The sequence below is a fragment of the Oceanobacillus massiliensis str. N'diop genome (assembly GCF_000285495.1).
GTDB classification, from domain to species: Bacteria; Bacillota; Bacilli; order Bacillales; family Amphibacillaceae; genus Oceanobacillus; species Oceanobacillus massiliensis.
Map to the genome: position 1 here is coordinate 50,545 of NZ_HE610981.1, position 21,644 is coordinate 72,188.

A 21,644-nucleotide genomic window follows, 5' to 3' on the forward strand; every position below is an offset into this window, starting at 1 on the left:
TTAATTTCCCTCCTTATCATCCATACCAAATGTTTTGTCTAAAATGTGATTGGCTTCTTTTGGATTTAGTCCAAGTGCGTCACATAAAATCAAGTACAGATGGAGCGTCCGTTTTTCTATATGATTTAATCGTTTGAACGTCATTTCCAATCCGTCAGCAACTCGACTCACGGTCACATCTAACTCTTTTTCTGCTAATTTAATTCCATCAAATTTCACTGCATCCTCTACCATTCGTTTCAGCAAAACATTCCTTGATACCTTTTGTTTTTTAGCTTCTTCATCTAATACTTTTACTGCTCGAACATCCACATCCCGAATCTTTATTTCCATTCAAATCGGCTCCTCTCACACAGTATATTAGAAAATAGGAAAATCCCCGTTCACAAGAACAGGGATTGTTGAACAGGATAAGGGGAAAGTGTACCCACATTGCGTGGGTTACTAGGCAGCGCCTAGTTTTCCAGTAAGCCCATTTTTCCAGTCAAATATATACCTTTCATATAGGTGTTTCTTGCTGAATATATAGGTTTTATATAGACCTTTTAATGTTTATTTCCCCTCTTTTTCTGAAGGCTTATCTTTGTTTTTCTTCTTTTGCTGTTGCCTTTTCTGCTCCTTTTTAGATTCATCCTTTTTATTTTTGTCCTGCTTTTTCGCATCCTGCTTTTGGTGTTTTTCATGTTTCTTTTTCGCTTCTTGCTGCTGTTTCTGCTCTTTCGACTCTTGATTTTCTTCTACTGATTGACGTTCAGGATGAAACAATTTATCGAGTTTTTCTTCCCGATTATCGTACTTTTCCTTGAGCTCTTTTACCTTTGATTTGTATGCTTCAATTTCTTCTTCTGCGCTGGAAATGGCATTCTCCTTTTTGTCAATTTCCTTTTCTGTTTCAGTTTGTTCCTCTTTCGTTTCATATTCCATTTCACTTTTTAATGATGCTTTTTCTTTTGCTAAAGTTGAAACTAATTCTTTTTGAAAAGGAATACTTTCATCAATGATAACAGTGATTTCTTGTTTAATTCGTTTCATATCTTCCACGATCGCTTCCTTCTGATATGCTTTATCCGACTTTACAACAAGATTTTTATTGACTTTAATTTCACGATAATCACCCACGACAATGACATCTTCCGGCTTTGGTAAATCAGACTTTTTAATCTTATCTAATTCAGTTGTAGCAACATCACTATCATTCTTCAGTTGTCGTTTATACTCTTGTTTTAATATTTTATCGTCTCGATGTTCCGTTACAAATAAACCGATAACATGGTATTCAGTCGGAACATTTTCAATATGAACAACCATCACGTTGTCGGATTCATACACCTTTTTTGCTGGATATAATTCTTTTGATTCCTTTCCTTTTGCCTCAAACGTAAATGTCGGTTCTGCTGCATCTGTTCCCGTATGAACGGTCTCGATTGTTACTTCCATGAGTTGATTTTTCGGATTATATTCCCAACTCCTTAAAATTAATGTTGTTTGATTTAATCCATTGATGGATTTATTATATGGCGTTTGTGCGATGGCACTGTCATCATACATCCATGATTTAGACGTAAAAAAACACCAAACAAAACGCCTAGTGTGATGATAATACCAATATAAACTTTATTTTCTCTTCCACGATTGAATTTACTTTTCATACTGCTAAATCCTCCTTCCTTTATCAATTATCACCTGTTAAAAATGATTTGACATGCGGCATAGGGTCAACCTTCTCCCCTTCCATTAAAATTTCAAAATGAAGATGAGGTGCGGTTGACGCTCCAGTTGAACCAACATGACCAATCACATCACCTGCCTTCACTTCACTTCCGACAGGTATTCCTTTCTTGCCCATATGAGCATAGCGGGTTTTAATGCCATTGCCATGATCAACTTCTATATACCAGCCATAACCTTTTCCCATATTTTCTAAAGTGGAGTCAAATGTCGTTCCGTTCGATTCACTTATGGTCACTTTCCCATCTGCAAAAGATACAATCGGTGTATTCCTTATCCCGGCACTTGCAATGTCTAACCCTGCATGAAATGTGGTGCAATTCCCACATCCTGAGCGATAACCAAAACCTGAAGTGATGGTTTTGGTATATGGTGAAAACCAAGACTTCCCACCGATTATTTCCATATCAACATGATCTTCTGCTTCACAATTCATGGTTAAGCCGCCCAAATTTGTGGTTAGTTTTTTCATCGTTGGTATCCAATGTTTATTTAAATTGTTTGGATCATTTTTTGCGTCAAGTGGAGCATATACTTTCCCCAGTTGTTCAATCGTTACTAATCCATCTACAATAATACGATTATATAAAGTATCTGCCATGGCTTCTAAACCATCTTTTAATGTTGGAAAACGTTGTAGTGTTTGCCAATCTGTTGCAGGATCCATTAACCCTCCAGGATTATTTTTATCGACTACTCCACTGGAAGTTCCATAACCTGTTTCATGTAAAGCAATGGCACCAAAAAGAATCGGATCAATACCTTTTTCTTCAGATAGTTCGATAATATCATCACCATATCCCGTAAAAACGCCAGAACGATCTTCATGCTTAAAGTAACTATCCCATTCTTTTTGATTCATATCGCCTGTTGGCGAACAAATATAACCACCTCCACCATTATCATCTTGATCATTATGTTGATGATCAACACTACCACTTAATGCACCAATTATCGCCATCAACAATGTACAAAGAACAAGAAAGATTAGGACAGGAATAATGTTCGCAATTAAAAAACTACCCGTTCCTACTAGTAGCTTCTTCCTTATCATATGTTTTGCAAATTGTTTTAAGTGCTTCACTACTTCTCCTTCCCCTCTCCTTCCATGTTTTGATTATTCGGTGTCACCATGTTACTGACAATCCACTTATCACCTTCCTTTTGTAACGTAATATAGTATAACTGCATTGGTTTAGATGTTGATTTTCCTTTCACGGTGACATGCCATGTGGCATATGCACCATACGTTATTTCTCCATCTTTCAAAGGTTGAGAAGCAAATAGATCAATTGCATCCAACTCTCTTTTTGTTTTTTCATCTTTAAAGTTGGTCATTTCCTTTTGCACATTTTCAAGATAATTTGCTGTAACTGCATCCTCCCACTTGTCCCAATCCGTCAGCTGTAATAAATAAAGAGCAATCACCTTTTCTGCCTGCTCTTTCGCCTGTTCTACTTCTTGTTCACTATATTGGATGATATATTTTTGTTCTAAATCGGCCTCTTCCTGATTATTTTTTGTTTGTTCACTTTGCTTATTTTCATCTGCTGCGTCCGGTTTCTTGGATTTCCCTTCATCTTTTAATACAGCATTTATTTTTTCCTCATCCAGATTAACCGGCTCTTGCATGTTTTCTTTTTGGCTGGACGTTCCAAACATTTCTTCCGGATCTTGTTCCTTTGGATCATCGGCAGTCCATTTCCATATACAAACAATCACAATTAAACCTGTCACTACTAATAGAAAGATAAACTTATAAAACATTCGCTTTTCATGATTATCTTCTCGCATCGTTTACAACCCTCCAGTGAACAGCTTTAATTCTTCTTCACTCGCTTCAATGGATAACATAATGTTTCCGACACCTGAAATACTTAATAAACAATCTCCCTGCTGGAGTTGAGGGACGTGTTCCAATTCGCTTTCCGTTAGCTGCCCTTCAAAAATTGTTCGTAAAGAGTCCAATGTGTTTGAATCTTGCTGCATCACAAACTTATATTGAGTTAGTTCAAATAACGTACGTATTTTTGTGACGGTTGCAGTGTCTTTATTATCTGGAACAAAGTCTCTGATGGATTGACTTGCTAAAATCATCCCACCAAAATACTTACGGGCTTCTCTTGCAAAATCTGTTAAAAAAGAGACAGCTAACATATTTTCGGCATTCACCAAACGATGTGCTTCGTCAATCATAATTAAAAATCGGACGGCATCATCAGGGTCAAATGTTTCACTTTGATACATCTGTTTCATTTGTCTTGCTCCCACTTGAATCAAGTTATCCCAGATTAAATTTAACGTATTATACATTTGTGCCTGAAACACATTCTTTTCTAATTTCGTCAGGTTACGGATAGAAAAGAAAATCACTTGTTCATCAGTGATATCCTGAATCGTTGTATGACCGTTAAACAATGAAGCATAGCTGTTCACTAAGTTATCAACGACTAATTCAATTTTCTCCAACCGATCTACCCGCGAAATGGATAATTCATTACGTATCGTTCGTTTCTCTGAGTTGTCATATAGCTGCTCTCGAATATATTCTAGCAAGTCGCTAAAGATTGGATATTCTTTGTTTCCCAATGTCGTCACACCTGTTGTTTTAGTTTTTTTCATAAAGCCTAGCGATTCATAAAACATGCGTAAGATCTTTTTAAATTCTTCAATTTCCTCTGTAGAAGGACTGCCAGCAAGAAATTCATAAAAAATAGCAACCTTTGATATATGTTGCATAAAGCACTGCTTTTCATATTGTTCAAAGCTTACCTGTTCTTCATTGTAATTGCTTTTATCATCTGCCCGATAAATTTGGAGTGGATTAATAATCCCATCACTTCCATCCAAGCTAATGGATTGACCTCCTAGTGCACCAACTAAGGTTTTAAATTCCCCTGTCACATCAAACCCTCGAATGAAATTTCCTCTAGCTTCATTATCCATAAGTAATTTTTTTAACGTAGTCGATTTACCAGCACCCATTTTCCCAACAACGACTGCATTGTAAAAGCGTCTTAATTTATCTTTATGGAACAAATCAAATAGAACATTTCCACCAGTAAACGATGTACCTAGAAAACTGCCTGTTCGATCATTTAACTCTGAAAAGTGATACGGTAATCCAGATGCAAGCGTAATGGCTGGCATCCCTTTTCCCTCTCTTTTATTCGGAAATCTAATTTGCTGCTCATAGGGCAGGAATAATGATTGCCATTCGTAGTAGGTTTCGTTCAAAAATATTTGCCCCTTAAATCCAATGGAATTGAGTTTAGATATGGTTTGCTCCACCTTCCTTTCTAATTCCCAAATTGTTGGTGTAGCAACAAATAAGCGAATATGAAGAAGCTTAATAACTTCTCCCATTTCGGAAATTTGCTGATATAAATCTTCCATTTCTTTATAACTTCGTTGAGCGTCCATCCGGTCAGATTCTTGTTTCGCGCTACGAAAACGGACATCATGTTCCACCATACTCTTATTAATCGAACTAATCGTTTCATCCTGATCCATCGTGGTCACATCAGCTACCACAGTAACATCATACATGGCCATCACTTTATCCAACCAAAGCAAATTGACGTTGGAAGGATAATCCCACACATGGACGCACGCTTCATAACCGTCTCCTTTTTGAATGTACTTATCTTTAAAAGTCATGCCACCTTGGGGTTGTATTTTCGTTAAAAATGCTTTATCCAGTTTTGGTTTCTTAGAATTCTTTTCTTCCTCAATAAAAGTATTTGTATGTTGTTTCACACCTACCATCCTTTCTTTAAAGCTGCGTATTTTGATTGTTTAATAGAAATAATATCTGTTCCTTTTTGTTCTTGGATAATCTCTGTAATGGAAATGAATTTTGCATCCCCTGCATACAGTCACTTTTTCGGTCTTCCAGTTCTTCTTTATCATCTGCATAGATAAACATGAAAAACTCCCGATTATAACGTTCTCTTTCTAAATACTCGAATTCGAATAACTTTTGATCAATATACTTTAAACGTGACGGATTCTTCGCCTGTTGCTGTTTTTTCAACCAATATGCCCGCTGTACTTCCGTATTGGTTGGGAAGTTTAAAATGACTTCCTTGAAAGAACGAAAATAACTTCTGAGGAATTGCGCTCGATTTAATAGTAAGTAATTTAAGTCCGCATCATTTAAGGCATGAATATTTTTCGTCTGTACCTGAAAAATGTCCATGACTCCTTCTTTCAACAAAATGTACTCATCATGTAATTGCACAAAAGGAAGAATAGCAGATGTCTGTTTTAATAACTTGGGCTTTTTGCCTTGTTCTTTCATACCTTTTTGAAATTCCTTTTTCACTATCCTCTGATGTTTAAGTTTTTGCAGTAGCTGAGCCATTTTGTTAGGTTTTTTATTTGTATCTGGAAACTTTTCCTTCACTTCTTTGTATTCAGGTATTAGCGCTGCGCAATTGTCCAGAATCGAAAATGGAAAAAGAGGCATTCCAAAAGCCGAGAATATCCAAAAACTTGCGGAAGCATTATCCATTCCTTATGATGAAATAATGAGGGTGGCTGGTTATTACAAACCAAACAACACCAAGCAAGAGGAAGATCTTCCTGAGCTGTCAGATAAGGAAGAGCGTGATATAGCTAAGGATCTAGAAAAGATGATAAATAACTTATCTAATGATGATGCATACTCACAATTCGATGGAAGGGCGATAGATGAAATGGATAAGGAAGATAGAGAACTACTAATTGCTTCATTGGAAAATTCACTTCGCATGGCTAAACGAATGGCAAAACAAAAGTTTACCCCCAACAAATATAAAAAATAAGGTATTCTATGGCGCATTTAATGCCTAGGAATACAGCAATAAAACTTATTGATAAATATGGAACAAATTGCCCTTTTGAAATAGCAGAGCGTAAAGGTATCATGATTATTTTTGAATCTCTGGGGGGATCTTTGGGATACTACACTTGCTACAAAAGGATTCAATCTATCCATATTAATGATAATATAGATGAGACATTGCAAAGATTTGTCTGTGCTCATGAATTAGGCCATTCGTTATTGCATAAAAGTGAAAATGCACCTTTTTTAAAGAAGAATACCTTCTTTACTACAAACAAAAATGAGGTAGAGGCTAATACATTTGCAGTTGAATTGCTTATTCCAGATAAATGTATTTATGAATTTAAAGATACAAGCGTTACCATAAATGAAGTAGCTCAAACGTATGGCGTTCCAGAAGAAATGTGCAATCTGAAAAAAATTGATCATATAAAGTAGGTATGCAAATATTGCATTCTTTTTTTTAACACATATATAGAACATATATTCCCATATGTCTATCCTGCTGATATGAAAGGTGGTAAGGAAATTGAAAAATCCAAATGGATACGGCTCCGTATGCAAATTGTCTGGTAAACGAAGAAAACCATTCGCGGTCATAGTCACTACTGGATGGAATGACGAAGGAAAACAAAGACGGGAGTATCTAGGATATTATAAAAGCAGAAGAGAGGCCATGGTAGCATTAGCTGATTATAATAATAACCCGTATGATTTATCAGCTGGCAAGCTCACATTTAAAGAAGTATATGAACGCTTAATAAAAGAACGTTTCCCTAAAATTTCAAAATCAAATCAACTTGGCTATGAAATGGCTTTTAGAAGATCAGAACCTTTACACGATATGAAATTTAATGAAGTAAGGAAGGCTCATCTACAATCTGTAATTGATAACTGTGATAAATCATGGGGTACAAAGAAAAAATAAAAGTATTATTTAATCAAATGTATAAACATGCTTTAGAAAACGATTTAACACATAAAGATTATGCTAGATTTGTCGAGCTTCCAAAAAATGATACAAAGAATTCCAGAAAACCATTTACTTTGGATGAGATTAATATTCTTTGGGAAAACATCGACCGCTTCGATGACATTGATTCTGTTTTAATTATGATTTACACTGGTTTGCGCCCTGGGGAACTTGTGGAAGTAAAAAATAAAAGTATTCAATTAGATGAAAGGTATTTTCGGGGTGGCTTCAAAACGGAAGCTGGGACGAATAGGGTCATACCAATTCATAAAAAAATCCATAAATTAATTGAAAATCGTATGGATCCTAATAATGAATATCTGATTACAAACTTTGAGGGTAGTAAGTTGAGTTATTATGTTTATTATCATGAGAAATTCAAGAAGATTATGCAACAACTAGAATTGAATCATAGACCACACGATTGCAGACATACCTTCGCAACCCTTATGGATAATGCTGATGCAAATAAACTATCAATCAAACGGATCATGGGTCACGCAGCTAAAGATATCACTGATAAAGTTTATACGCATAAAGATATCAAGCAGCTTCTTATGGCAATTGACAGGCTATAAGAAAGCTGCTTTTTGTAGCTTTAAAACAAAGTTTGAACAGAAAGGCATGACAAGCCCGGATAATACCCTAATCAAGACGAATCCATTTTGAAAAAAGGATTGATCAAAATGGATTCTCTCTTTGTGAAATGATATACAATTTTTATAAAAAGGTTTGACCATTTTCCTCCTTTTGTTGTTAAACAATCGCGCCCGTTAACGGAACAAGCATATATCTAAAATAAAACACTTGTTGCCTATCAGATTATTATTTCAATACAGCCTTGAATGCGTAATTTTCCGGATTCAAATGAATCAAGTTCAGGTTTGAAACAGTTATTTTACAATGAATTCTCCATGTCATTGGAAGGAATTCGGTGATCAAGCGGCGGATCAGAACCCGTTTTAACGGCTTCCCACTCAATGATGAACAACAATCCAGCCGGATATGGCCCAGATCACTTTCAACATAGTGAATGTTTTCAAGTTGCACTTTCGCCGCATTTTCCTTCAACATCCTTAGCATTTTCGGTTCAATATCCACCGCAAAAACTTCCTGTACCTGTTTAGCCATGGGAATCGTGAAAAACCCAGTGTCTGCTACCAAGGTCGCCAACCGTGTCATTTTTATCTAATTCCAAATACCGGATTATTTTCCTCCGGTGGTTTTTTCTGCGATCGACACTCATAAGCTTATCTGCTCTTTCTTTCTAGGTTAAAGCGTTTATCAGTCATTGTTATCTCCTTCCCCTCAACACATCTGCAGGAGAATTACCGACTTTTCACAAGCAGGTTTACTGCTTCCTTAATAAGATCTTCCGAACTTTCACCGGAGTCCTTCGCCTCACGAATGCACGCTTCCAGATTTCTGCTAACAACCAATGCTGCTGTACGGTCAAGCGCATTTCTGGCAGCAGTCATCTGGTTCACTACATCACGACATTCTTTCCCTTCATCCATTGCTTTCAATAATCCCCTGACTTGACCTTCAATACGTTTCATTCGATTTTTCATCTGATCATCATAATCCATTGGACGGCACCCCTTTTCTCTATTGAATCTGGTATTTGTATTGTACATAAACCAGTTTTATACATTCATTTCCTTTACTCTATTATACATGATGGGGTATTAAAATTCACAAAAAAAGATGAAATTTTTTCGTAATTAGATATTATTTTGTCTTATCTATACAAACAATCAGTCGTTCCTCTATATCAGCTGCAAACTTTTGTAATGAAGCATCATGAACCATTTCAATTAATGCTGTTGGCTTTGGCATGCCGATTTTAACCTTGTTTGTTTCAATATCCTGGTACACAACCATTTTGCATGGGAGAAAATAACCTATAAGCTGATTTTGAGATAATACATTATTCGCCTCTTTTGGATTACAAACTTCCAAAACCTGATAGGCTTGTTCAAAATCAAACCCTTTATTGTTTAACGTTTCTTTAACATCAAATTGCCAAAGCACACCGAATTTTTCTTCCTTTAGGTTTTCCTCCAGTGCATGAATCGCTTTCTCCATTGATTTTTCCGTTTCAACTGTATAATGAAACATAACCTTAAACAACTCCCTTTTTATAAAAAGTTACCTGCCATAAACAGATAAAATTATATTTGGTAATTTTTATCCAACGTTTAATATTAACCCATACGACGGAATGTTAAACTTCTTCATTATCAATTATCATACCCAGGCATTCATTCCGCCTTTAACATTAGATATTTTTTCAAAACCTTGTTTCTTAAGCATTTTGGCTGCCTTTGCGCTTCGCATACCGCTTTGACAAATAACGACTACTTCTTTATTTTTATCCAATTCTCCGGTACGTTTTGATAAATGGGCTAATGGCACATTTGCAAATTTCTTCTGATGATTGGCTTTATACTCACCCGGTGTTCTTACATCAACGAACTGTACATCTTTTTCCGCAAACTTATCTTTTGCTTCTTTTGCGGTTATATTCGAAACTCCTTTTGTCGGAAGAAAAAAGTTCACCACAAATGCAATTATAATAATGAAAAAAATCCATTGTAAAATTTCCATCCAACTCCCTCCTAATCCATTAGGTAACTGGTTATCCTAGAAAAAATCCGACCATATTTTAACAGCTGTTGCCAGAATCAGAACGGCAAGAATGCCTTGTAATACTCTCGTATTTACTCGCTTACCGGCATTTGCACCAAGCGGAGATGCAATCAGACTAGCAATAATCATGATCACAGCCGGAATAAGTAACACCTGGCCCGTCATTATTTTACCTGCCGTTGAACCAACGGCTGAAAGAAATGTAATGGCAAGTGAAGATGCAATCGTCACACGTGTCGGTATCTTCAGCACAAGCAGCATAATTGGAACCAATAAAAATGCGCCTGCCGCACCTACAATTCCGGCCCCAATACCGGTTACAAATGCAAAAAATGCAGCCAGCCACTTGTTGAATGTAACCTGGTCAAGCGGGGTATCGTCGATCCCTTTTTTAGGAACAAACATCATAACGGCTGCGATGGTAGCCATTACACCATACACAAAATTGATGCCGCCATCCGTCATGAACTGGGAACCATAACCACCAATAAAGCTTCCAAGCAGGATACTTATCCCCATATAAATAATCAGTGTTTTATTTAGGTATCCACCTTTCCGGTATGCCCATACCCCGCCAATTGTAGCAAACAAAACCTGAACGGCACTAATGCCGGAAACTTCATGCGCTGTAAACGCTGATAGTCCTAATAAAGGCGGAATGTATAGCAGCATCGGATATTTAACAATGGAACCACCGATACCAACCATCCCGGATAGGAATGAACCACCAAATCCAATTAAAAACAGGACTAATATGAACATTAAACTGTATTCCATAGCCATACTCCTTTCATAAAAAGAAAAGACCCCTGAATAAGGGGCCCCTCGTTAGGATTTCTTAATCCAGAACTTCAGTACGTCATTTTCTTCAGTTTGATCCACCAGCTCGTGACCACCTGAATTAGTCCAAGCTGTTAAATCACTTTTTGCACCTTTGTCTGTCGCATGAACTTCCAGAATTTCACCCGATTCAATTTCTTCGATTGCCTTTTTCGTTTTTACTACCGGCATAGGACATGCCATTCCTTTTGCATCTAATACTTTTACTGCTTCCATCATAAGTTCCTCCTTGTAATTTTTTAATCACCGTGCTGTTTCTGGACCCATCCATTCAGTTAAATGTATTAACCGTGTACTGCACAGCGATTCGGGCCAATCTCCATTTCGCGCTGTTTTTCAGCTTCCGGGTTCATTTTACCCATATTGGTCTGACGAATATTATCGTGCTCGTTTGGCTGCGGCGGCAGGTTCTCCGTTACCATTTTCCGGAAATCCTGTGCATCTTCCACCTGCAGACCTGAATTACGCTGATACAAATCACCAAGCCGTGCCTTGACACTTCCGTCATTTCCAAGTTCATCCACAAATGAATAGTGAGCGGGCAATACAATCAGATCGTCAGACAGTTCTTTATAACGGCTGTATAACGTTTCCCGCAAATCTCCGACCCAATCTTCAGCCTTTCCAGCCAAATCAGGGCGGCCAATCGATTTCACAAATAGAATATCTCCGGTCAGCAGGTATTTGTTATCAATCATCAACGATGTGCTTCCAATTGTGTGTCCCGGTGAATAGATTGGCTGTACCTGAATAGTTGTGTTGCCGACAGTAATATCTGTTCCTTCTTCCAATGATGCATAATCAAATGTTACTTCTTCCGCATCTTTATCCGGTAAATGATACGTGCCTCCGGTATTTTCAGCGAGTTGACGTCCACCCGAAATATGGTCAGCGTGAAGATGCGTATCAATCGTATGCTCAATCGATACACCTTTTTCTTCAGCAAAACGTTCATAAATACCTGTCATACGATTAGCATCAACAACCGCTGCTTTTTTGTCGGAAACGACCATATATGACAAGCAGCCTTTTCCAAGACGTACAAACTGGTATAGACTTCCACCGTCATTCAAGTCTGCTATTTTGACAGGCTCCAAATGTTCACTCCAGGCTTTCATGCCACCTTCCAAGTCATAAGCATGTGTAAAACCTTCTTCTTCTAAAAGGTCTCTCACCATTTTTGATGAGCCCCCCTTGGCACAAACCACAATTATTTCCTGATCTTTATTAACGTTATCCGCTATAGCGTCAACGCCATCGAGCAGATTGAAATAAGGTTCATTGATTATTTCAACGCTGTCCCCTTCGATCTTCCAATCATCAAACTCATCCGTATTCCGAACATCCAGGATGAGAGTCTCCTCACGGTTGACAACCCGTTTTGCGAGTTCATCAGTCGTAATACTTTTTGTCATACAATTAGCCTCCTACTGTTTAAAATGTCAGTGAAATATCAGCATCTTTGGCAAATTCAATGAATGAAGCTGCCCCGCCGACTTCAATTCCTTCCACAAAATCGTCTTTTTCCAGATTCATAACATCCATTGTCATTTGACATCCAATCATTTTGACACCCATTTCCTGAGCCATTTCCAACAACTCACTGATGGATGGAACGTTCGTTTTTTCAAAGCCTTCTTTGAAGTGCTCTTTCCCTTCCGGCATCGCCAGGTTTTTGTGAGCCTCCTTATGAATCAGGTTGAGTCCTTCAAATGTGAAGAATATCCCTACCTCTTTATCCGATGCGGCGGCTGCTGTTGCAATGTTAAATACTTTATAGGCATCGAACATACCACCATTTGCTGCTATTATTGCTACGCGTGTGTTATTGTTTTCCATTGTTTATTCCTCCTTCAATTATTTTGTGGATTTCTCCGTTGAGCCATCCCATTCAGCCATGCCCGGCACCACATTTTTTACGATTTTGAAACCTTTTTGTGACAGCTTTTGGGCTGCAAGGTCGCTTCGGCTCCCCGTACGGCAAATAACATGAATCTCTTTGTCAGTATTTATTTCATCCATTCGGTTTTCCAATTCCCCAAGCGGAACATTGATTGCGCCCGGAATATGATTAAATGCATATTCTGCTTGTTCACGAACATCAAGAATCGTTACATCTTCAAGTCCATCGACTTTATTCCGCAACACCTGTAAATCAATCACATCATCATAGTTTGCTTCATTTTTCACTTCATCATCACTTGCTTTGCGCAAATAATGCTTCAGCACGTCATCTTCTTCAACAGTGCCCAAGTACTGGTGACCTGTACTTTCCGCCCAGGCCTTAATATCGGCTGTGGATCCTTTATCGGTTGCCTGTACTTCCATAACCTGCCCAGGAGCCAAATCAGAAATAGCCTTTTTTGTTTTGACAATTGGCATTGGACAAGCAAGTCCCTTTGCATCCACTGTTTCATTTGCTGTAATTCCCATGAATCAATGCCTCCTTTAATTTATTTCTCCACTTTCTCTGTCCAGGCGAGCATACCGCCATCAACATTTGTTACATCAAATCCCTGGTTCATAAGAATTTCACATGCTTTACTACTACGGCCGCCCGAACGGCAAACCATATAATAGTGTTTGTTTTTATCTATTTCATTGATTCGATCCGAAATCTCACCAAGCGGAATGTGTTTCGCACCCGTTATTTTCCCTTGTGCCACCTCATCATCCTCGCGTACATCAATAACATTTACATCACTTTTGTTTTTGATTCTTTCTTCCAGTTTGTTCGTCTTTACTGATTTCAATTGAATTTACCTCCTTGATAGTGTTATTTAACAGATCCTTAAATCAACCCCCTTTTACCAATATGGGTAGGGGTATTAAATTATTCTAAATAAATAGACTGATATTGCCTTCTTCTGCTTCTCCAACATAAGCAGCCACACCGCCGTATTCAATTTCATCCAGAAGTTCTTTTTTTGAAGGCCGAGCAAATCCATTGTCATGGTACACGCAATCAGTTTAACATCCTGTTCCTGAGCCATATCCACCAATTGGGGAAGAGGCATAGCATTGTGCTTTTTCATAACACGTTTAATCATTTTTGGTCCCATTCCCAAATAATTCATTTTGGATATGCCCATTTTATCTGTACCACGCGGCATGAGTTTTCCAAACATTTTTTCGAGAAAATTCTTTTTTACCGGAACCTGACTATCTTTCCGGAGCGCATTTAATCCCCAGAATGTGTGAAATATAGTCACCTCATGGTCATAGGCTGCCGCGCCGTTTGCGATAATATATGCAGCCATTGCTTTATCATAATCACCACTGAACAAAACAATTGTTGTTTTCTTTTTGTCCTGCATTGATTAATTTTCAACTCCTTTTATTTACGAATACCCGTATGGGTATTATATACCGTTTAATAATAGGGTTCGCATTTTTGCTGAACCCCTTTAAAAACATTACATGTTACACTATATACCCTGCCAGGTATTTTGTCAAGCGCATATCCCATTTTTTTGTGATAACCAATGCTACTTGATTTTTTGCACCTTCTTTCCTTTCTTCCGTTGATGTCAGATTAACCGCTAATATTTCCACATCCTTATTTTTATAGAGCTTTTGAAAATCAGGTATTTCTGCTCTGCAAGAGGGACACCATGTAACCCAAAAATTGACGATAACACGTTCACCCCGGTAATTTCACAAGCGCACTATTTTTCCTTCGAGCGTCTTTAATTTAAAGTCCGGAGCAATTTGTCCTACTGAAACCCCCACCTTATCTATCTCTTTGACATCATCCTTTTCACCGGCAGGCGGTGGTGAGGTGATTTCGCCTCCACTTGAACCGGTTTTTTCTTATGATTCATAGTAAAGTATGAATATGAAAACTTGATGAAAATAATAAAACGGTGCTCTAACCTATTTGAAAAAGTTAAGTTTTAGACAAAAGATCAGGCAACGACCAGATCCACCCCCGGTCGAAACCTGACTTTTAATGACATGCAATCAATTTTTTTGATCAGCATTCTCAAGTTTGCACGTCTAATAAAACTGATTTAATTTTCCTCAGCAGCCATTGCCTCTGCCTTTGTACGATGAACAGTGCCAAACGGATGTTCAGGCGGGGCATAGATTGTGTAAAGTTTAAGCGGTGTACGACCCGTATTAATCAGATTGTGCCATACGCCTGCAGGTACCATAATTGCATAATCATCAAAAACTCTATCCTGAAAATATAAACTTTCTTTCCTATCTCCCATTTGAACGACTCCTTGGCCTGCTTCAACACGTAAAAATTGATCCACATCAGGATGTACTTCTAAACCTATATCTTCCCCGACTCCAATACTCATCAATGTAACCTGTAAGTTATCCCCGGTCCATATGGCTGTACGAAAAGTACTGTTTTGCTTGGCAGCCTGATCTATATTCAGAACAAATGGCTCTTTTCCATGATCCTGCAGCATGGGCCCCGTATAGCTGCGGGGGTCTGCGTATGGCCAATGTTGGTTTGCATAAAATTCATTTGCTGCCCCCCAGCTATATGGTACCCTGCCACAATTACAAATTGAAGGGTAGGAATAAGGATATTCATACTGAGACATATTCTTCAATCCTTTCTTGTGATTATATATTACAATATCATAATATGTCCCAAGTTTGTTTTCAGTTACTTTTGTATCTCTCTCGAAAAAACAATAATGTCTCAGTCTCTCGTGTGTTCCTGCAACCATTCAATTACCACGGGGGATAAAAGTTTCCAAAGCATGCACCTGCACGTTTAACAGCTCTGCCTTTTGCTGTATGGACTGCTTATGATAAGGCACTTCCGGCGGGAATGTCAGACTGCCGAGAAGAATACCCCCTATTTGCCTTGCAAGAAGGTTTGTATCAGGTTTATTTTCAAATCCGGCAAAGTGTATATCCAATCCTTTTTTTAATCCATTAAAAATAATAACGGGAAAATTAATTTCGTCAGCTAAATGTCCCATAAAACTTTCAGCAAGCAGTGTCTTTGCAAGCATATGGTTTTTTGACAAAGCTGTAAATCGATCATCCAGAATGCGTTTAAAAAATTCCTTTGTTCCCGGTTCTTCCGCGAACTTCATGACTTTGGCATGAAATTCATTCTCCAGTGCTTTTTTCACCACAGTCTCAAAGAGCTTCTGCTTCGTAGAAAATTTGCGGTAAAGTGTTACTTCGGCCACCTCGGCTTCCTTAGCGATTTCCTGAGTGGTGGACTGTAGGAACCCTTTTGAAATGAATACCTTGATTGCTGCATTCAAAATTTGATCCGTTTTATCTCGCATACCTATTTCACCCCGTTACAAATTCTGTTCCCTTATCACTTTTTGTACGCACAAATCGGTCAAGGATTACCAATATTGTGGGCAGTACAATGATCGTACTCAAAAGGGCAAAGGAAATATTCACTAATATCATCATACCAAAATTGCTTAAAATCACGAAATCAGATATAAGCAAAGCACTGAATCCGCCAATTGTTGTGAAGGCTGAAGCAAATATAGCTTTACCTATTTTTTCATTGGCTGTTAAGATTGCTTCCCGGCTTTTGAAACCTTTTTTGCGTTCCTCGTAAAACCGCTCCATTATAAGGATCGTAAACTCTGTTCCAATACCGATAATCAGTGCGCCAAGTGTTGCTGTTAAAGGAGTGTAATCAATATTAAACAAGTACATAACCCCGCCTGACCAGCCAACTATAAACACAATTGGCAGCAGGGGAATGAAAGCCTTTATCGGGTGCCGGTAAATCAGTAATAAGACAAGAAAAACAAGACCCATGCCCAACAGGGTCATTTTATATCTGCCTGTCGTTAGTGCTGTTACCATTTCCACATCTACAACCGCTTTACCAGTTATTGTCGCACTGATATCATCTAGCTTATTACCTGCAACATATTCTTTTGTTTCCGTGATAAAAGACTGCAGTTGCTCTGCTTCCAGGTGCTTGATACCAACATTTATAACAGATTTGTTTCTTTCTTCGTTTATAAATAGTTTTAACTGTTCTTCCGGCATGTCTTCAATAATGTCAGCTGTTTTTTTCTGATTCGGCATTTCACCTTCATTCATTTTCTTTAAAAGTGCTGACAAGGAATTGGTGTCAACTATAACGGATGGGAATTCCTGTTCAAGGGAATTAGTCATTTCTTCCGACCATTTCAATGTTTTTTCATCAAGCACATTGTCTGTGCCGTACATGATGGAAACTTGATCGGTTGTACCCAGAATATCACGCAGTTTGTGGATATCCTCCAGTTCCTGCGTATCCTGAGGCATAAAAGTTTCCACATCTGTTTCAACACCTGTATACATATCTCCCCAGATCCCGGAAGCTGCTGTAACAATTGCTAAAAAAAGGATTAGCCATCTGAGTTTAATGATTGAATTAGTGATTTTTCTAAAACCGGTGTTCACCTTTGACTCCCCGGTATTTATCTTTACATTCTCTGTCGTCGATTTTGTGAAAAAATAATCACGTGTAAATAGTATTGGAATCAGGATAAACAAACCAACGATAAAACTGATTAGCATACCAATGGTAAGCATTTTTCCAAAGTCTTGTATCATTGGTACCGGTGAAGTATACAAGGATAAAAAACCTACTGCTGTTGCCAAAAGAGCGGTAAGAACAGCAGGCGCCATCTTTGTTACAGTTTTTTTGACGCCTTCAGTGCTTCTGTTTTTCATCATTTAGTGTTTCCCCCCTTTCATTTCTTCTGTATACCTGGCCTGAAATTGAATAGCATAGTCAATGCCGAGGCCAATCAAAATCGGGAAAACCGCCATTGAAACCATTGTGATCGGCACACTGATCCATCCCATTAATCCCACTGTTCCAATTACAGCAATCAAGATTATCACAAGTGGCAGAATGCGCCATTTCACCCGAAACACAAGTCCAAGCACGATAATCATGAATAAAATCGAAAGACCCATCATTTTTTGCATACTATTTTTCATCTCTGTCCGGATGGAATCATCCAAAACCGGCTTTCCCGACACCATTGTGTCTATTCCTTCAATCGGGTTCTCTTCCATATAATCCTTTACAAAAGCAACTGCTTTACTTTTATTGGTGTCTGTAGCATCACCCGTAAACTTGACCATGAAAGTCATATATTGTCCATCAATAAGCATGTCATCAAATATGCTGCGAAGTGATCCGTCATCTTCATAAATCATTTTTTCAAGTGTCTTCAGTTTTTTCGGGATGACAGGGGACATGCTGTCAGAAAAAGCAATCATTTCCCTAAGATTTTCACTCATGGAAACAAGGTTTTCTCCCATTTTTGCCAGTCCGCCCGCAAGTTCTTGCAGATCTTTTTGCTGTTGACCCTGTCGCTCGCTTATTTCGTGCAACTGACTCTGCTGATTCTTCAAACCTTTGTCCAGACCTTGCAGACCATTAATGGTGTTTCCCGATACATTCGGAAGCCCAGCGCTTTTCACGGATGCATCAATCATTTTATCTCCCATCGCATTAAGCTTCACACCAAAATGTTTGAACTTTGCAGCCTGTTTATGTCCGGCAGGGCCCTCAGCATTGTTCTCCATTTGTATTGCGGATTGCTGCAGTTTCATTGCAACATCTTTTAGCTGGCTTCCCATGTTGGAATAGCCATCCAGCAATTCACCTGAACCCCGCTCAAGTTTTTTCTGACCTTCGACCATCCTGCCGATGAGCTTTTCCATTTCGGAAATTTTTGATTCGAAATCCGGCAATGACTGTCCGGTGGCATTTTCTTTGATGTTTACACTGATTTCTTGAAGTTTTTCACCCATGCCGTTCATCCCATCAGCCATTTCTGTCAGGCCTTCTTTATATTTTTCCGCCTTTTTTTTCGATATGTTTTCGACTGCCGTATGAGGACCGACAATTGTATAAATACCATCTTGACTGCTCAGCTGGCTTTCAAGATTTTCCATTTGGTGCAATGTTTCAGGTGTCAATAGGCTGGACTTATTATCAGCTTCATACAGCACAATTATCGATTCACCACCAAACTCTTGTTCCAATGTTTGGTTATTCTGATAAACCTCGGTATCCTCCTCAATAAGTGTGTTGTTGCCCGTTGCCAATTCCACCTGCTGTGCTCCGACGGCGAACAATAAAATAACGACTATCGTAATTGTCAACACTCTGATTGGATACTTCACGATTCCGTTCGCAATAAATTTTAGTATCCTCATTTGTCATCCCCCCTGTAAGTAAAAACACAGATCACAATGTAAGTTATCACTTACTTACATTATCGTTTTATTTATTGTTTGTCAAATAAATTATTTACGCTTAAACAAAAGAAAAGTTTACTCATTAATATTTTCGGGAGAGGTTGTATGGGATGGTTAAGAAAGCTGTTAACTATGAGGAATGCAAAGGACTCCATGTGAAACTAATATGTAAAACAATTCAGACTGGGTTAGCACAACTATTTTTGTATTTTACTATTGCTTTTTCAGTTTCAATTTTGGGCAACAATTAAAAAGCGCCTCAAAATCGGGGCCACTTTCAAATGGGGTTTTATTAACCCTCTATAATATGAGCTTCTCTTTGGTCAACCTGCGCTTCATTAACCAGATAACAAGTATCGCAAATTTCATAAGGATCCAGAACTAATTATTCAATTAACTGGCCCGTTTGTTGCACTATCCCAATCCATCTTATCAATGAATTGTATCAAACTTTATTTCAAAATCACAGCTTCTTTTTCTCTAAATTATTTGTCTGCTACTTGTATGATATGTGTATGCTACGTGTGAATTTTCCCCTGTTTTTAGAACACCGCATATACAGTAAAATCCCCCAACCACACGTGGTTGGGGGATTTTCAAGTGTTGATTTATTAACGTTTTGAGAACTGAGGAGCTCTACGTGCGCCTTTAAGACCGTATTTCTTACGTTCTTTCATACGAGCGTCACGAGTAAGGAATCCAGCAGTTTTCAGGCTTCCACGGTATTCCGGATCAGCTTGAAGAAGTGCACGTGCGATTCCGTGACGGATAGCACCAGCTTGACCAGTGAATCCACCACCACCAACATTAACTAAAACATCATAAGTTCCTTGAGTTTCAGTTGTAACTAAAGGTTGGTTCAAAATCAATAATTGAGTTTCATATGGGAAATAGTCTTTTGCATCACGACCATTAATTGTTACATTACCTGTGCCTGGTACTAAACGTACGCGGGCAGTTGAGCTTTTTCTACGGCCTGTGCCGTAATATTGTACTTGTGCCAATTGATTTACCTCCTTTTAATTATCCGCGAAGTTCGTAAGCTTCTGGTTTTTGTGCTTGATGCGTATGCTCAGCGCCTCTGAACACGTGCAGTTTTTTACCCATTTTACGTCCTAAAGGACCTTTTGGAAGCATGCCTTTGACTGCGATTTCCAGCATTTGCTCAGGGTATTTTGTACGCATTTCGTCAGCATTGCGTTCTTTCAATCCACCTGGGTGGTTTGAGTGACGGTAGTACATTTTGTCATTGATTTTGTTACCAGTTAATTCGATTTTCTCTGCGTTGATAATGATTACATTATCTCCAGTATCAGCATGTGGTGTGTAAGTTGGTTTGTGCTTTCCGCGAAGGATTGCAGCAACTTCACTTGCAAGACGACCAAGACGTTGGCCTTCAGCATCCACAACAAGCCATTTGCGTTCAATATTTGATTCATTCGCCATGAAAGTTGTGCGCATGATAGATTTCCCTCCATATATCGATATTTCATTTTTATTTTCATTCGTTTTTTATATTCTTAACATAATTAGATTCCGGGGCTAATCATGGTTTAGAAATAAAATGCCATATATCATGTTATACCCTGAGCAGCTAAATGTCAAGGGTTCGGGCCATTTATTTAAGAAAATAACCTTATATTTTCTAGTCGGCTTCATATTTTACATTCCATAGGTACAAACCTTGCGGAGAGATGGTTTTTCCTGCCAGCTGACGGTCCTTTTTTGCCAGCAGGTCGATAATATCGGTTGGCTTTCTGCGTCCCTGGCCAACATCCAGCAGCACGCTTACCATAATACGGACCATATTGTATAAAAAGCCGCTCCCACGGAAAATAAATTCGACCTCATTCCCCTGCTTTTTACAGGATGCATGAAAAAGCGTGCGTATTTTTTCACCTTTAATGGTCGATTTTGCCGAGGAAAACGTCGTGAAATCATGCGTACCTTCCAAATACCGGCATGCTTCTAGCATTTTATCGATATCCAATTGGTAGGGAAAATAAAAGGAATAATTTCTTTTGAAGATATCCGGTTCCTCAGCATTCCATACATAGTAGTGATATTCTTTTTCCTTTACACTGTATCTTGCATGGAATTCATCCGATACCTTGGTAACTTCCTGAATATATATGTCATCGGGCAAAAGTGTATTCAATGCCCTTTTCCAGTTCTTTTCGGGAATATCGAAGGGGGAATCGAAGTGAATAACTTGTCCGATAGCATGTACGCCTGTATCCGTGCGTCCCGAAGCTTGCAGACGTATTTCTGCCCCTTTATGCATCTCCTTCAAAACACTCTCCAGAACACCCTGTACGGTCCTATTTTGGGGTTGCACCTGGAAGCCGGAGAATTCAGAGCCGTCATATTTAATCTTACACTTAATCCTAGCCATTGTCTTCAAGC

27 protein-coding genes and 3 pseudogenes are annotated in these 21,644 nt (G+C 38.4%); 4 read left to right on the forward strand and 26 right to left on the reverse strand.

The window, feature by feature from the left end:
- The 7 genes from OMHG_RS16680 to OMHG_RS16705 all read right to left on the reverse strand — a co-directional run bounded on the left by OMHG_RS16680 (position 1) and on the right by OMHG_RS16705 (position 6,094).
- On the reverse strand, positions 1-333 hold the full coding sequence (locus OMHG_RS16680; RefSeq protein WP_010652041.1) for a hypothetical protein: 333 nt from the start codon (positions 331-333) through the stop codon (positions 1-3).
- A gap of 219 nt (positions 334-552) precedes the next feature.
- The gene (locus OMHG_RS16685) at positions 553-1,437 is read right to left on the reverse strand and encodes a hypothetical protein (RefSeq protein ID WP_237566216.1); all 885 of its coding nucleotides are present in this window, start codon (positions 1,435-1,437) and stop codon (positions 553-555) included.
- Between the two features lie 53 nt (positions 1,438-1,490).
- Complete coding sequence (locus OMHG_RS19145; protein ID WP_237566217.1) at positions 1,491-1,649, reverse strand: hypothetical protein; 159 nt, start codon at positions 1,647-1,649, stop codon at positions 1,491-1,493.
- Between the two features lie 23 nt (positions 1,650-1,672).
- Positions 1,673-2,812 (reverse strand): peptidoglycan DD-metalloendopeptidase family protein, encoded by a 1,140-nt coding sequence (locus tag OMHG_RS16690; RefSeq protein ID WP_010652043.1) that lies wholly within the window; start codon positions 2,810-2,812, stop codon positions 1,673-1,675.
- Positions 2,812-3,522, reverse strand: a complete 711-nt coding sequence (locus OMHG_RS16695; RefSeq protein WP_010652044.1) for a hypothetical protein — start codon at positions 3,520-3,522, stop codon at positions 2,812-2,814. The genes OMHG_RS16690 and OMHG_RS16695 overlap by 1 nt, the downstream gene beginning before the upstream one ends.
- A gap of 3 nt (positions 3,523-3,525) precedes the next feature.
- Complete coding sequence (locus OMHG_RS16700; protein WP_010652045.1) at positions 3,526-5,487, reverse strand: VirB4 family type IV secretion system protein; 1,962 nt, start codon at positions 5,485-5,487, stop codon at positions 3,526-3,528.
- Positions 5,488-5,503: 16 nt separating this feature from the next.
- Positions 5,504-6,094 carry a hypothetical protein gene (locus tag OMHG_RS16705; protein WP_044477077.1) on the reverse strand — a complete coding sequence of 197 codons (591 nt, stop codon included), beginning with the start codon at positions 6,092-6,094 and terminating at the stop codon, positions 5,504-5,506.
- 1 nt (position 6,095) lies between these two features.
- Here OMHG_RS16705 and OMHG_RS16710 point away from each other — a divergent pair, with 1 nt between their 5' ends.
- The 4 genes from OMHG_RS16710 (at position 6,096) to OMHG_RS19155 (ending at position 8,107) form a co-directional block, all read left to right on the forward strand.
- Entirely contained in the window at positions 6,096-6,536 is a 441-nt protein-coding gene (locus tag OMHG_RS16710; RefSeq protein WP_081498554.1) for a helix-turn-helix domain-containing protein, read from the forward strand.
- A gap of 8 nt (positions 6,537-6,544) precedes the next feature.
- Complete coding sequence (locus OMHG_RS16715; RefSeq protein ID WP_010652048.1) at positions 6,545-6,994, forward strand: ImmA/IrrE family metallo-endopeptidase; 450 nt, start codon at positions 6,545-6,547, stop codon at positions 6,992-6,994.
- Between the two features lie 91 nt (positions 6,995-7,085).
- Positions 7,086-7,484, forward strand: a complete 399-nt coding sequence (locus OMHG_RS19150) for a hypothetical protein (RefSeq protein WP_237566219.1) — start codon at positions 7,086-7,088, stop codon at positions 7,482-7,484.
- Positions 7,463-8,107 carry a tyrosine-type recombinase/integrase gene (locus OMHG_RS19155; RefSeq protein WP_237566220.1) on the forward strand — a complete coding sequence of 215 codons (645 nt, stop codon included), beginning with the start codon at positions 7,463-7,465 and terminating at the stop codon, positions 8,105-8,107. Before OMHG_RS19150 ends, OMHG_RS19155 begins: the two co-directional genes overlap by 22 nt.
- Before the next feature lie 247 nt (positions 8,108-8,354).
- Here the strand turns inward: OMHG_RS19155 and OMHG_RS17585 are convergent, their stop codons facing one another.
- The 19 genes and pseudogenes from OMHG_RS17585 to truA all read right to left on the reverse strand — a co-directional run bounded on the left by OMHG_RS17585 (position 8,355) and on the right by truA (position 21,633).
- The gene (locus OMHG_RS17585; RefSeq protein ID WP_010652049.1) at positions 8,355-8,711 is read right to left on the reverse strand and encodes a class I SAM-dependent methyltransferase; all 357 of its coding nucleotides are present in this window, start codon (positions 8,709-8,711) and stop codon (positions 8,355-8,357) included.
- 146 nt (positions 8,712-8,857) lie between these two features.
- Positions 8,858-9,118, reverse strand: a complete 261-nt coding sequence (locus tag OMHG_RS16730) for a metal-sensitive transcriptional regulator (protein ID WP_010652050.1) — start codon at positions 9,116-9,118, stop codon at positions 8,858-8,860.
- A gap of 142 nt (positions 9,119-9,260) precedes the next feature.
- Positions 9,261-9,650, reverse strand: coding sequence for a DUF302 domain-containing protein (locus tag OMHG_RS16735; RefSeq protein ID WP_010652051.1), 390 nt, complete (start codon positions 9,648-9,650; stop codon positions 9,261-9,263).
- Between the two features lie 129 nt (positions 9,651-9,779).
- On the reverse strand, positions 9,780-10,139 hold the full coding sequence (locus OMHG_RS16740; protein WP_010652052.1) for a rhodanese-like domain-containing protein: 360 nt from the start codon (positions 10,137-10,139) through the stop codon (positions 9,780-9,782).
- Positions 10,140-10,175: 36 nt separating this feature from the next.
- On the reverse strand, positions 10,176-10,958 hold the full coding sequence (locus OMHG_RS16745; RefSeq protein ID WP_010652053.1) for a sulfite exporter TauE/SafE family protein: 783 nt from the start codon (positions 10,956-10,958) through the stop codon (positions 10,176-10,178).
- A 51-nt stretch (positions 10,959-11,009) separates the two neighbouring features.
- On the reverse strand, positions 11,010-11,237 hold the full coding sequence (locus OMHG_RS16750; protein ID WP_010652054.1) for a sulfurtransferase TusA family protein: 228 nt from the start codon (positions 11,235-11,237) through the stop codon (positions 11,010-11,012).
- Between the two features lie 68 nt (positions 11,238-11,305).
- Positions 11,306-12,436, reverse strand: coding sequence for an MBL fold metallo-hydrolase (locus OMHG_RS16755; protein ID WP_010652055.1), 1,131 nt, complete (start codon positions 12,434-12,436; stop codon positions 11,306-11,308).
- A 19-nt stretch (positions 12,437-12,455) separates the two neighbouring features.
- The gene (locus tag OMHG_RS16760) at positions 12,456-12,860 is read right to left on the reverse strand and encodes a DsrE/DsrF/DrsH-like family protein (RefSeq protein WP_010652056.1); all 405 of its coding nucleotides are present in this window, start codon (positions 12,858-12,860) and stop codon (positions 12,456-12,458) included.
- Between the two features lie 18 nt (positions 12,861-12,878).
- Complete coding sequence (locus OMHG_RS16765) at positions 12,879-13,454, reverse strand: sulfurtransferase TusA family protein (protein ID WP_010652057.1); 576 nt, start codon at positions 13,452-13,454, stop codon at positions 12,879-12,881.
- Positions 13,455-13,474: 20 nt separating this feature from the next.
- The gene (locus tag OMHG_RS16770) at positions 13,475-13,774 is read right to left on the reverse strand and encodes a rhodanese-like domain-containing protein (RefSeq protein WP_010652058.1); all 300 of its coding nucleotides are present in this window, start codon (positions 13,772-13,774) and stop codon (positions 13,475-13,477) included.
- Positions 13,775-13,859: 85 nt separating this feature from the next.
- A pseudogene (locus OMHG_RS16775) lies at positions 13,860-14,338 on the reverse strand (DsrE/DsrF/DrsH-like family protein).
- Between the two features lie 106 nt (positions 14,339-14,444).
- Positions 14,445-14,663, reverse strand: a pseudogene (locus OMHG_RS19160) (TlpA disulfide reductase family protein); the annotation flags it as partial.
- Between the two features lie 371 nt (positions 14,664-15,034).
- Positions 15,035-15,583: a cupin domain-containing protein gene (locus tag OMHG_RS16780; RefSeq protein ID WP_044477091.1), complete on the reverse strand. Its 549-nt coding sequence runs from the start codon at positions 15,581-15,583 to the stop codon at positions 15,035-15,037.
- Between the two features lie 129 nt (positions 15,584-15,712).
- Positions 15,713-16,288, reverse strand: coding sequence for a TetR/AcrR family transcriptional regulator (locus OMHG_RS16785; RefSeq protein ID WP_010652061.1), 576 nt, complete (start codon positions 16,286-16,288; stop codon positions 15,713-15,715).
- Between the two features lie 7 nt (positions 16,289-16,295).
- Positions 16,296-17,318 carry an efflux RND transporter permease subunit gene (locus tag OMHG_RS19165; RefSeq protein WP_315969527.1) on the reverse strand — a complete coding sequence of 341 codons (1,023 nt, stop codon included), beginning with the start codon at positions 17,316-17,318 and terminating at the stop codon, positions 16,296-16,298.
- 189 nt (positions 17,319-17,507) lie between these two features.
- Positions 17,508-19,196, reverse strand: a pseudogene (locus OMHG_RS19365) (MMPL family transporter); the annotation flags it as partial.
- A gap of 653 nt (positions 19,197-19,849) precedes the next feature.
- Positions 19,850-20,242 (reverse strand): 30S ribosomal protein S9, encoded by a 393-nt coding sequence (gene rpsI, locus OMHG_RS16800; protein WP_010652062.1) that lies wholly within the window; start codon positions 20,240-20,242, stop codon positions 19,850-19,852.
- Between the two features lie 19 nt (positions 20,243-20,261).
- Positions 20,262-20,699: a 50S ribosomal protein L13 gene (gene rplM, locus OMHG_RS16805; protein ID WP_010652063.1), complete on the reverse strand. Its 438-nt coding sequence runs from the start codon at positions 20,697-20,699 to the stop codon at positions 20,262-20,264.
- A gap of 184 nt (positions 20,700-20,883) precedes the next feature.
- Positions 20,884-21,633 (reverse strand): tRNA pseudouridine(38-40) synthase TruA, encoded by a 750-nt coding sequence (gene truA, locus OMHG_RS16810; protein ID WP_010652064.1) that lies wholly within the window; start codon positions 21,631-21,633, stop codon positions 20,884-20,886.
- Positions 21,634-21,644: the final 11 nt, after the last annotated feature.